Below are 12,973 nucleotides of genomic sequence, written 5' to 3'. Positions count from 1 at the left end.
GAAATTTGCGGGGTTAACATAAAAAAGCCTCCAATACAATTGGAGGCCTTTTCAACTTAAACTTAAATTTATCTATACTTAGTATCCTGGGTTTTGAACCAAATTAGGGTTAGAAAGCAAAGCGTTAGACGGGATAGAAAATAAGTTTCTAGTTTCATCGCCAATTCTTTCTTCATCCATAAACTCATAACCAGCAGAGAATGTTCCAAAACGAATCATGTCAGTTCTTCTTATCATTTCTCCGTATAGTTCTCTACCTCTTTCGGCGAGAATATCTTCTAAGGTTACAGAACCAATTAAATTATTGGTTTGTCTTATCGTTCTTAGTTCGTTAACCAAAGCAGTAGCATCACCACCAGTTGCCCCACGAAGTATAGCTTCAGCTTTCATTAAATGAGCATCCGCATATCTAAATAAGATTTTGTGATTGGTAAAGCTTCCGTTTGCTGGGTGATATTTAATAACTCTTACACCTGTACGCTCGTTGTTACCAACTAATCCTGGAAAATCTTTAGTAAATACTAATGGGTTTCCTGGTCTATCGGTAAGAGGTTTTCCATCTTTATCGTATGCTTGACCAATAAAGAAACCATATGCAATACCCGTATTTTCTTCATTTGCATTAGTAGCATCAGGTACCCAACCTCTACGCTCCTCTTGTCCGTCACCAACGTAGTTTGTATTTGGTGCCCCTTCAAAAGAATCATAAAATTCAGCCAATGTGCTAAATCCGTTCCAACCACCTGTACCATCTAAGGCTTGAGTGTTGTAATGTAGACCATTAAAAATATTGTTACCAACAGACGATGGAGTCCAAAGGATTGTTTCCGTATCAGCATCTTCTTTAAAGATATCAAAATAACCAGATTGTAAAGCAAAACCATCATCGGCGATAGCATCAACAAGAGTTACTACTTCGTTGAGAGCGGCAGCATCGGCAGTACCTGTACCTAAATATGTGCCAGAATTTAAAAGAACTCTAGCTTTTAAAAATCTTGCAGCCGCTTTTGAAGCTCTGTTAAGGTTCGCTTGATCCATAGCAGCGGTAGAGGGCAAATCTGCAATAGCGTCATCTAAATCTTGTAGTATTAATGCATAAGCTTCGGGAGCGGTACTAACAGCAGGGTTAACTTCTGGACCTTCATCAACACCTCTTAATGGTACTTGACCAAAAGCATCCATAATGACCCACATTCCTAATGCACGAATAAACTTAGCTTGTGCGACCTCTTCTGCAGAACCGTTACTTCTAGGGTCTATTACCTCTGAAGCTAAGAATATAGATTGGTTCCAATCATTCCAAGCTCTAAGTATGAATAAATGTCCTGGATCCCAGTTGTGGGTATGTAACGTTCTCCATATACCATTATCGCCCCAATCGGTACCTCTTGTAGGTACAAGAAATTCATCAGAGGCAACTTCCTGCATGGCATAAAAGTTCTCTTGGTTTTCATATCTGCTTCTTAATCCGTCAAATAAATTATTTACAGATGAAGCGGGATCTTCAACTCCATCAAAAATAGAACCAGAAGCTGTACTCTGATCAATAATTGAATCAGTTTCTTCTATCTCCAAATCTGTACAGGAGATAATCGACATTGCTGAAAGTATCAGCAACATGTTTAACTTATATTGTCTTCTTTTCATGATATTTTTTTAAAATGTTGCGTTTAATCCTAAAGTAATAGTCCTAGGTCTTGGAAAGCCAGTGTAATCAATTCCTGCTGTAGGAAGGTTGTTTAATACAGAGCCGGCAGCAGCTTGTGAACTAATTTCAGGGTCTAATCCGCTATAGCCAGTAATTAAGAATAAATTTTGACCTGTAACGGATAATTTTAAGCTCTTAATAGATCCTTCGCCGCTTAATGGTACTTGGTATCCTAGACTAGCGTTTTGTAATCTAACAAAATCTCCTTTTTCTAAGAATCTTGTAGAAACATCAGCAGCCGCATTACCAGCTTCTCCACTAGTTAATACGTCTGGAGTTACGTTACGAGCATTTGCAAGAGATCCAGCGGTAAAAAATGCATTCTGCGTATTGTTATATACGTAGAAATCAAACTGTCCAGCAAAATAGGTAGAAAAGTCCCAGTTCTTATATGATGCGTTTAAAGAAAAGCCACCAGTATAATCTGGTAGGGCGTCTTTGCCTACATAGGTCTGAACATCACCAATTGGTTGTCCATTACTATCAAACCCTTCAAACTCTCTTAAGAAATAGGAGAACAAAGGTCTGTCACCAGATAGTATTTGCGAATAAGCTAACGAAAGTCCTTGACCTCTAATAGTACCTGCAGGTATTGCTCCTGCAAAGTCTTGTAATTCGTTTTGGTTATATGCAATGTTAAAAGATGCATCCATATTAAAGTTTTCTGACTGAACTAGGTCATATGCTAAGGCAAATTCAACACCTTGGTTTAATACGGTAGCGTCTAAGTTTTGAAAGAAAAATGGTTGTGGTGACGGTTGTGCAGCCTCTATATTTAATAAAAGATCAGTGGTTTCTTTTCTGTAAAAGTCAAGAGAACCTGAAAGCCTGTCATTATTAAAACCGAAATCAATACCAACACCATAAGAAAGTGTTTCTTCCCACTTTAAAGAGTTGTTCGCAAATGTTACAGTAGACGTACCAGGAACGTTCACTTCACCGCCATTCCCTATGCCAGGACTACCGAATCGTGTACGTCTTACAAAGTTACCATAACCTAACCCTTCTTGGTTACCGGTAATACCTACACCTAAACGAAGTTTTAAAGTTGATACTTTATCTCCGATGAAATCTTCTTCATTCATTTTCCAAGCAAATGCTCCAGAAGGGAAATAACCATATTGGTTGTCTGGTCCAAATCGAGAAGATCCGTCAGCACGAACAGTAGCAGTAAATAGGTATTTGTTAGCTAGTGAGTAATTAACCCTAGCAAAGAAAGACTGTAATTCATCGGTAAAATCGAATGTGTCTCCTGTAATAGCACGTACGTTTGTTCCAGATACTGATGCAATACGATCAGTAGTTACCTCTGGGAATAATCTGTTTACGAAAATATCAGAGTCTCCTGCTCCAAAACCATATTGTTGATAGCTGCCATCTATCGCACCTTCAATCGCATTCGCTGAATTTTCTAAATCAACTCCCATTTGATCTAAGTTAGTGGTAGTAAAGCCCCAACCGGAAACGTTTCTACCAGATCTATTAAAATCTTGGAAAGAATAACCTACAAGAGCATCTAAGTTTGAGTTTTCAAATTCTTTCTTGTAAGTAATAGTTGCTTCCATTAATGTATTCTCAACATCAATATCGTTTACAGAACCTCTACCATTTCCTGGTGTACCGTTGTCAAATCCAATTATATCAGCTGAAGCGGCAGAATATCTTGTCGATTCTGAGGTGTCGTAACCAAAAGTTAATTTACCGGTTAACTCAGAAGTAAAATTATAAGTTGCAGAGAAATTTCCTAAAAATCTATTGGTGTGAGATTCACTCTGTGTATATGCTAAAAAGTTAGCAGGACTCAATAATCCTCCACCCGGATCAAAACCTACAGTTGTTGGCCATGTTGGGTTTGCAGAATAAGCAGAACCTAAAATGTCGCCAGCGAAACCTGCACTAGCAGAAATTGGAGGTGAAGCATCATTAACTCTAGAAATGGTACCTGTTAAGTTTAAAGATAATTTATCATCAAAAAATCTGTGTGTCCAGTTAAGACGGCCTGTAATTCTTTCTAATTCAGATTTTTCAACAACACCGAACTGTTTTCCGTATCCAAAAGTAGCTCTTACATTTCCTTTGCCATAGTTCTGAGAGTATGATAAATTTTGATTCTGTGATGCACTTGTTCTAGTCACATATTCTTGCCAATCTGTATTTGAACCAAAATCTTGGTCAGCGGCATTGCCTCCAAATTGTTCAACACCTGCAAGAAACTCTTCTCTATTTAATAAATCATAAGAGTTGGCTGGAGTAGCGATACTTAATGATGAAGAGAATTCAAATCCGCCTCCTGATGCACCACCTTTACCACTCTTGGTAGTAATGATAACAACACCATTAGCACCTCTGGACCCATAAATTGCAGTTGCAGAAGCATCTTTTAAAACACTAATGCTTTCGATGTCAGATGGGTTTAAGAAGTTTAAAGGGTTCTTGGCAGCGCTTGTACCAAAACCTATATCTTGTCCTTCCGCAGATGTATCATCACCAGCAAGAGGAACACCGTCAACAACAAATAATGGATTGTTGTTGGATCTTACAGAGTTTGTACCTCTTATACGGAACTCTACACCTGCACCTGGTTCACCACTAGTTTGTGTAATTTGAACACCAGCGGTTTTCCCTTGAATCAATTGTTCTGGCGAAGCAATAACACCGCCATTAAAATCTTCAGATGTCACAGCTGCTACAGCACCGGTCGCATCTTTTACGGTAGTTGTACCATAACCGATAATTACTACTTCTTCCAACGCCTCAGCATCTTCTTCTAAAGTAAAATTAATAGATGTTCTACCGTTAACGGCTACCTCTTGGGTTTTGTAGCCAATATAACTTACAATAAGTACGGCACCTTCCTCTGCGGTCAATGTATAATTACCGTCAAAATCGGTCTGCGTACCATTTGTAGTTCCTTTTACAAGAACACTAGCTCCTGGTAAAGGTCCACTTGCATCTGAAACAGTTCCAGATACTTCTTGTGCCTGTATGAATCCAAAGCACAAAAATGCGCCTAGAACCAACAGACTTTTTAGGAATGTAATCTTCATAAATTGTTAATTTAAGTTGAGTTAATTTAATTTCAATTGTTAAAAATATGCAAAATGACGTGTTGATGGCAGAAAGCATTACTTAAAAAAGTTACGAAAACGGTTTCGTGTTGATAACTTTTATTTTTTGCGAGTATAATGAATGTTAAAGGGCGTTTTTATTATATTCTTAAATATATATTGGTATAAATAAGAATATACGATTAAAGTACAAATATATAAAAAATACATTTTTGAATATATTTACCATTTTTAGTCCATTGTTAAACTTTAACTTTTAGAAGAGATTAAGTTCTTATCTTAAATTTTTAAACATTCGTTTTGAAACCAAAAATCACATTAAAAGATATTGCAAAAGAGCTTGATGTATCTATTTCTACCGTTTCCAAAGCTTTAAAAAACAGCAAGGAAATTAGTAAGGAAACAAAGGATAAAATAAAGGCATTTGCAAAATTCTATAACTATCGTCCAAATAACATCGCTCTAAGCTTAAAAAATAAGAGAACAAAAAATATAGGCGTTGTTATTCCTGATATCGTTCATCATTTTTTTACGACCGTATTTAGGGGTATTGAAAAATATGCCAATGAAATGGGGTATAATGTAATTGTCTGTATTTCTGACGAATCTTTTGATAAAGAGGTCATAAACATGGAAATGTTAGCCAATGGAAGCATTGATGGGTTTATACTTTCATTAAGTGCGGAAACGCAAAAAAAGAATGATTTTACCCATTTAAAAGAATTGCTCGATCAAGGTATACCAATAGTTCTCTTTGACCGTATATCTGCTGAAATTGATTGTGATAAAGTTGTATTAAACGATTTTGAAATAGCGAGAGAGGCGGTAAGTCATTTTATAGCGACAGGGTCTAAAAAAATAGCATTGATTACTACCGAAAGATACTTTAATGTAAGTGAGAGTAGAAAAGAGGGGTATGTAGCTGCTTTAAAAGCAAATGAAATTGAAGTGGATAACCGGTTAATTTTAACCTTACCGCATGATAGGGATAATACAAATTTGATTACTGAGTTTTTTCAGCATAATGAAATTGAAGCTATTTTATGTGTTAATGAGATGTTTGCCGTTCAATGCATGAGTATTATACAGCAATTGGGTTATGCCGTTCCAGAAGATATTTCTATAATTGGTTTTACCGATGGAATTCTTTCGAGGTATTCTTCTCCTAAATTAAGTACAATAGCACAACATGGTGAGAAAATGGGTGAATTGGCTGCCAAACTTTTAATAAATAGAATGGAGTCTGTTCAAATGGTTGAAGAGCCCTTTAAAACAGAAGTGATAAACGCTACCTTGATCAAAAGGGGTTCCACAATCAATTAATAATATTAATAATGGAAAAAGTAGGTTTTATATTCGATTTGGACGGTGTTATCGTAGATACCGCAAAATATCATTATTTGGCATGGCGTAAGCTGGCCAATGAGTTAGGCTTTGAATTTACCCATGAGCAAAATGAACTTTTTAAAGGGGTGAGTAGAAAAAGATGCTTGGAAATACTTTTGGATATTGGCGGTATAGAGGCAACACAAGCACAGTTCGATACTTGGATGGTAGAGAAAAATGTAGATTATCTTGCCTATATAGAAAAGATGGATGCCAGCGAAATTCTACCGGATGTGCCTAGAGTATTGGAGTATTTAAAGAATAAAAATGTACCCATTGCACTTGGGTCCGCCAGTAAAAATGCCAAGCCAATATTGGAAAAAGTAGGTCTTTTACACTATTTCGATAGTATTGTAGATGGCAACAATGTAACGAAGGCAAAACCAGACCCGGAAGTTTTTTTGATTGCTGCAGATAACCTAGGTGTAGGGTCACAATCTTGCGTCGTATTTGAAGATGCTGTAGCTGGTATTCAAGCAGCAAATGCTGCAAGTATGGTAAGTATTGGAATTGGAGATTCAGATATCCTTAATGAAGCAAAGCATAATTTTAAGGATTTCACAGAAATGGATAATCAGTTTTTAGAATTATTATTAAATAAAAATAAATAAAGATAGCTTTATATAGTTGCTTTATTTTTGATTGTATACAACAAGAAACTCATGAATCAAGATTATATAAAACCAGATAATTGGTGCATTATCGAAGAAGGGTTCGACAAGGAAAATGTCAAATCTTCTGAAAGTATTTTTAGCATCGGTAACGGCGCAATGGGGCAACGGGCCAATTTTGAGGAAACCTATACGGGAGATACTTTTCAAGGAAGTTATATTGCCGGTGTCTATTATCCAGATAAGACCAGAGTAGGTTGGTGGAAAAACGGCTATCCAGAATATTTTGCCAAAGTGTTGAATGCACCAAATTGGATCGGAATCAAAATATTGATAAGTGGTGAGGAGTTGGATTTAGCTACCTGTAAGAAAGTTTCAAACTTTAGACGGGAGTTGAACATGAAAGAAGGCGTTTATACCCGAAGCTTTCAAGCGGTAACGGTAAATAATGTAGAAATTGATGTGGTGGTTAAGCGATTTTTGAGCCTAGATATTGATGAGGTAGGTGCCATTTCATATCAGCTAAAAGTGTTGAATACTGCTGTTTTAGTAGTATTTGAACCTTATCTAGACAGTGGTATTACCAATGAGGATAGTAATTGGGACGATAAATTCTGGAATACCACAAATATAAGCTCAAGCGATAATAGTGCTTTTATAGAGGCACATACCATGAAAACAGAGTTTAAGACCTGTACATTTATGGGGGCTTCTTTAACATTTGAAGGTGCTGAAGTAGCAGGGGTTGCATCAGAGAAGACAGATAATTTTGTTTCATTGAAATTTGAACAGAATATGGATCCCAATACTACAGTGACCTTAACGAAATTTGGCGGATATACGGTGGCGAGAAATCACCAGAATGACGAGTTGGTTCAAGTTGCCAAAAACAAGCTTAGTGAAGTTAGTGCTATCGGAATTGAGGGGCTTTTGCAGAAACAGAAGGAGGCTTGGGCGGCAATCTGGGAAATGAGCGATATTGTTATTGAAGGCGATATAAAAGCACAGCAAGGTATCCGATTTAATATTTTTCAGCTCAATCAAACTTACTTAGGTACAGATTCTACATTGAATATTGGGCCTAAAGGTTTCACAGGTGAAAAATATGGTGGTAGTACTTATTGGGACACAGAGGCGTACTGCATTCCATTCTATATGGCAACAAAAGATGATAAAGTTGCTAGAAAATTGTTGAAGTATAGATACAATCATTTAGATAAGGCTATTGAAAATGCTAAAAAATTAGGGTTTTCAAATGGTGCGGCATTATATCCAATGGTAACTATGAACGGTGAAGAATGCCATAATGAATGGGAAATCACGTTTGAAGAGATACATAGAAATGGAGCTATTGCCTTTGCAATTCATAACTATTTTAGATATACCGGCGATTATAGCTACATACCAGAAATGGGTCTTGAAGTCTTAATAGGTATTTCTCGATTTTGGCATCAACGTGTTAATTTATCTAAGGATAAGAATAAGTACGTTATGCTTGGCGTTACGGGACCTAATGAATATGAGAATAATGTCAATAATAACTGGTATACCAACTATTTGGCAAAATGGTGTATAAACTATACGTTAACCCAGCTTGACAAAGTGAAGAATGGCTACCCAGATGATTATGGTAGGGTTGTGGGCAAAACAAAACTTACCGATAGGGAATGCGAAAAATGGAAGAAGGTAGCCAATAAAATGTATTTTCCTTTCTCTAAGGAATATGGTGTGTTCTTACAGCAAGATGGTTTCTTGGACAAAGAATTGGTTAAAGTTGATGATTTGCCAAAATCCGAAAGGCCAATTAACCAAAAATGGAGCTGGGATCGTATTTTGAGGTCGCCCTACATAAAACAAGCCGATGTATTACAAGGATTTTACTTTTTTGAAGAAGACTTCTCTATTGAAGACCTCGAAAGACATTTTGATTTCTATGAGCCTTTTACCGTTCACGAGTCTTCTTTATCTCCATGCGTACACAGTATACAGGCTGCTAAATTAGGTAGAATGGAGCAAGCGTATAATTTTTATTTAAGAACATCTAGGTTAGATCTAGATGATTATAATAAAGAAGTTGAAGAAGGTTTGCATATAACTTCAATGGCAGGTACTTGGATGAGTATTGTAGAAGGTTTTGGTGGTATGCGGGTAGTTAATGATAAATTATCGTTTAAACCACAGATTCCTGATCAATGGCAAGCATATTCCTTTAAGGTTAATTTTAGGGACAGAATCATTAAAGTCAATGTAACTTCGGAAAATACAACGTTTCAATTAACCGGCGCTGAGGAAGTTTCAATACGCGTCAATGGTAAAAAAGTAGTTCTTTTACCAAATGAATTGATTACCGTTTAACGTATAGTTGTCTAAGAAATAAAAATCTATAGTGCCCCATGAACAATAAAATTGTTATTTACCATGTGTTTACCAGACTGTTTGGTAATACAAATACCAATAATAAGCCTTGGGGCACAATTGAAGAAAATGGAGTAGGTAAGTTTGTCGATTTTACTGAAAAGGCACTGTCTGAAATTAGAAATTTGGGTATTACGCATATTTGGTACACAGGTGTTCCACATCATGCGGTGATAAATGATTATACTGAAATTGGTATCTCAAATGATGATCCCAATGTGGTTAAAGGCAGGGCAGGTTCACCATATGCCGTTAAAGATTATTACAATGTTAACCCCGATTTAGCTATAAACCCTTCAGAAAGGTTAAAAGAATTCAAATTACTTATTAAACGTACTCATAAAGCGGGTATGAAGGTTATAATTGATATTGTACCTAATCATGTAGCTAGAAAGTACGAAGGAAAGACTAATCCAAAGGGTATTTCCGATTTTGGTTTTGGTGATGATACTTCTGTGGAGTATCAAAAAGATAATAACTTTTACTATATACCGGGCACAGAGTTTCAACATCCAGATTGGCGAGATGGTTATATACCGTTAGGAGGTGATACACCTAAATTTTCATACCCTAAATTGGTGGAGAAGCCGGCCAAGTGGACCGGTAATGGCTCTAGGAGTGCAAAGCCAGATATGAACGATTGGTATGAGACCGTTCGTATAAATTATGGGGTGAGACCCGATGGCGGACTCGATTTTGACATGCTTCCTAATGATTTTGGAGAAAAAGATTATCAAGAACATTTTAATTACTGGAAGAAAAAGGTTGTGCCTAGTTCTTGGAGGAAATTTAGGGATATCGCCCTTTATTGGTTAGATATGGGTGTCGATGGATTTAGATATGACATGGCAGAAATGGTTCCTGTTGAATTTTGGAGTTTTATGAATTCATCCATCAAAATGAAAAACCCAGATGCCTTTTTAATGGCAGAAGTCTATAATCCAGATTTATACAGAACTTATATCCATAAAGGAAAAATGGATTATCTGTATGATAAAGTAGATTTTTACGATGGTCTAAAACATATAATGAAAGGCTATGGTTGGTCTGATCACTTGCCTGTGGTACAAAATGGTTTACGGGATATAGAACATCATATGCTTCATTTTTTAGAGAATCATGATGAACAGCGTATTGCTAGTCCAGAGTTTGCGGGTAATGCAGAAATTGGTAGACCGGCAATGGTCGTTTCTGCTACGATAAGTACGTCGCCCACAATGATCTATTTCGGACAGGAAGTAGGTGAGCCAGCAGCAGAAAATGCCGGTTTTGGGAGTCCGTCAAGAACTTCGATATTTGATTATATAGGCGTGCCACATCACCAAAGATGGGTGAACGATAAGAAGTTTGATGGTGGTCAATCTACCCCCCAAGAAGCTTCTTTACGTGATTTTTATAAGCGTTTGTTGAATTTCACCATAAGTAGTGAAGCTTTAATGGGAGCCTATAGAGAAATACATTTTTATAATAAAGAAATTACTGAAAACTACAATCATCGCGTACTGTCGTATGTACGTTGGTCTGAAAATCAAAAATTGATTATTGTTTCAAACTTCGATGTTAATGATCATTTTTCTTTCGATTTAAAAATACCGGTAGACTTGGTGGATTTGTGGAAACTTAAAGAAGGAATTTATCCTTTACATGATGCTTTATATGGTCATAAAAATTCATTACGAATAGAAAATGGAGAAGGTCATGTTTTCATTGAGCTTAATCCTCTAGAATCCTTTATTTTTGAAGTAAAACTATAACCCATGCTCAAAAAAATTACCCTAGCTTTTATTTGTTTCACGTTAGCATCTTGTCATATGAAAGAAGAACCCTTAGTAATTGGTCATAGAGGAGCTATGGGGCACGAAACCGAAAACACGATACCTTCAATACAAAAGGCAATGGATCTTGGTGTTGATATGATAGAGATAGACGTTTTTAAAATTAAGAGCGGCGAAATTGTTGTATTTCACGATGATAAGCTAGATCGGTTAACCAATGCTCCTGGAGATATAGAAGACTATTATATTGTAGATTTAATGCAGGTAATTGTTGATGGAGGTCATAAAATACCGATGCTTCAAGATGTGTTAAAGACTATTGATAATAAGGTGGCGCTGAATATAGAGTTAAAAGGAGCCGGTACTGCAGATAGGGTCAATCATATTATGAACTATTACATTGAGAACAAAAATTGGTCTCCTGATAATTTTATAATATCTAGCTTTAATTGGGATGAGTTAAAGGAAATGCGCAAACATAATCCTAATGTTGCAATTGCTGTTTTAACCGAAGAAGACCCAGTAGAAGCCATACCGGTGGCAAAAGAATTAAATGCCGTAGCCATTAATCCATACTTCAAAAAATTGGATGAGCAGAAGGCTGATGAAATACATGATGCCGGATTTAAAATTTATACGTGGACGGTTAATGAGCCTGCAGATATAGAGGCTATGAAAAACATTGGGGTAGATGGCATAATTACCAACTTTCCTGAACGAGTAAATTAATGTACAATGTTCTTGTAATTGGTGGCGGCGCGGCAGGTTTTTATGCGGCAATTCATATTGCCGAAAGTAGACCGCAAACCAAAATTGCAATACTGGAACGTGGTAAAGAAGTACTAACTAAAGTAAAAGTGTCTGGTGGTGGGCGTTGTAATGTTACCCATGCAGAATTTAACCCGAGTGATTTAAGTAAAAATTATCCTAGAGGAGAAAAGGAACTTCTGGGTCCTTTTCATACCTATGCCAGTGGTGATACTGTAGGTTTTTTTGAGGAGCGTGGTGTTGCTTTAAAAATAGAAGACGATGGTAGAATGTTTCCTGTTAGTAATTCTTCCCAAACAATTATTGATTGTTTTCTCTCTGAGGCGGATAGATTAGGAATTCAAGTGAAAACACATTGCTCCGTCACTGGTATAGAGCACATTGAAGAGGAAGGAACAAAAAAATGGAAGGTTGCTGTTGGTGATAGTTTCATGTTCTGTAATAAGCTCGTTCTAGCTACCGGAAGCAATCCTAAAATGTGGAATTATATTGAATCATTGGGGCATACCATTGTACCGCCGGTACCTTCATTATTTACTTTCAATATTAAAGATGAGCGTATAGTTGATATTCCCGGTGTTGCAACACACGCAGAAGTTAAGGTTATTCCGAAAAAGAATATTGGGAAAAAATCATCGCGATTAAAATTAGATGCTTCAAGTTTAACTTCAGAAGGACCATTGTTGGTTACCCACTGGGGTATGAGCGGTCCAGCTATTTTAAAATTATCGGCTTGGGGAGCACGAATTTTAGAGCAGTATAATTATCAGTTTAGAATTCAGGTAAATTGGGTTCCTGAGTATCATCAAGACGGATTATTGGCATTGCTTCTTAAGGTAAAACAAGTAGAAAAGAAAACAGTTTTAAGAACCAAAGTACTTGATATACCGAAGCGATTATGGGCAAATTTGGTCAACGCCTCAGGAATTGAAGATACAGTGACATGGCCAGCAGTATCAAAACAGCAATTGACAATTTTAGCGGAACAATTAACGGCAGGCATATTTCAGGTAAACGGAAAAAGTACTTTTAAAGAAGAATTTGTAACCGCAGGTGGGGTAAATCTGAAAGAAATAAACTTCAAGACCTATGAAAGCAAAATACTGACAGGCCTATATTTCGCGGGCGAAATTATTAATGTCGATGCCATTACCGGCGGATTCAACTTTCAAAATGCATGGACAGGTGGCTTCATTGCTGCAAAAGGTGTTGTTAACGATCTAAACACAAATAGTGAATAGC

8 protein-coding genes are annotated in these 12,973 nt (G+C 36.7%); 6 read left to right on the top strand and 2 right to left on the bottom strand.

Going from position 1 to position 12,973, the window contains the following annotated elements; genetic code table 11:
* Window positions 1-78 precede the first annotated feature (78 nt).
* Both DCS95_RS12745 and DCS95_RS12740 read right to left on the bottom strand, forming a co-directional pair.
* Window positions 79-1,647, bottom strand: coding sequence for a RagB/SusD family nutrient uptake outer membrane protein (locus DCS95_RS12745; RefSeq protein ID WP_116771173.1), 1,569 nt, complete (start codon window positions 1,645-1,647; stop codon window positions 79-81).
* A 9-nt stretch (window positions 1,648-1,656) separates the two neighbouring features.
* Window positions 1,657-4,755 (bottom strand): SusC/RagA family TonB-linked outer membrane protein, encoded by a 3,099-nt coding sequence (locus tag DCS95_RS12740; protein WP_116771172.1) that lies wholly within the window; start codon window positions 4,753-4,755, stop codon window positions 1,657-1,659.
* Between the two features lie 321 nt (window positions 4,756-5,076).
* On the opposite strand from DCS95_RS12740, the gene DCS95_RS12735 reads away from it, so the two are divergent.
* Genes DCS95_RS12735 through DCS95_RS12710 form a run of 6 tightly spaced genes read left to right on the top strand, consistent with a single transcriptional unit; the run spans window position 5,077 to window position 12,972 of the window.
* Complete coding sequence (locus tag DCS95_RS12735) at window positions 5,077-6,099, top strand: LacI family DNA-binding transcriptional regulator (protein WP_116771171.1); 1,023 nt, start codon at window positions 5,077-5,079, stop codon at window positions 6,097-6,099.
* 11 nt (window positions 6,100-6,110) lie between these two features.
* Window positions 6,111-6,773: a beta-phosphoglucomutase gene (pgmB, locus tag DCS95_RS12730; protein WP_116771170.1), complete on the top strand. Its 663-nt coding sequence runs from the start codon at window positions 6,111-6,113 to the stop codon at window positions 6,771-6,773.
* A 51-nt stretch (window positions 6,774-6,824) separates the two neighbouring features.
* Window positions 6,825-9,128 carry a glycoside hydrolase family 65 protein gene (locus tag DCS95_RS12725; RefSeq protein WP_116771169.1) on the top strand — a complete coding sequence of 768 codons (2,304 nt, stop codon included), beginning with the start codon at window positions 6,825-6,827 and terminating at the stop codon, window positions 9,126-9,128.
* 38 nt (window positions 9,129-9,166) lie between these two features.
* Window positions 9,167-10,942, top strand: a complete 1,776-nt coding sequence (locus DCS95_RS12720) for an alpha-amylase family protein (RefSeq protein ID WP_116771168.1) — start codon at window positions 9,167-9,169, stop codon at window positions 10,940-10,942.
* A 3-nt stretch (window positions 10,943-10,945) separates the two neighbouring features.
* Window positions 10,946-11,692, top strand: coding sequence for a glycerophosphodiester phosphodiesterase (locus DCS95_RS12715; RefSeq protein WP_244178455.1), 747 nt, complete (start codon window positions 10,946-10,948; stop codon window positions 11,690-11,692).
* Window positions 11,692-12,972, top strand: a complete 1,281-nt coding sequence (locus DCS95_RS12710; RefSeq protein WP_116771166.1) for a BaiN/RdsA family NAD(P)/FAD-dependent oxidoreductase — start codon at window positions 11,692-11,694, stop codon at window positions 12,970-12,972. Before DCS95_RS12715 ends, DCS95_RS12710 begins: the two co-directional genes overlap by 1 nt.
* The last annotated feature ends 1 nt before the right edge of the window (window position 12,973 follow it).

This window comes from Maribacter litoralis (assembly GCF_003075045.1).
GTDB lineage: Bacteria > Bacteroidota > Bacteroidia > Flavobacteriales > Flavobacteriaceae > Maribacter > Maribacter litoralis.
Note: the sequence above shows the minus strand (reverse complement) of the source record. Positions and strands in the feature narration are given on the sequence as shown.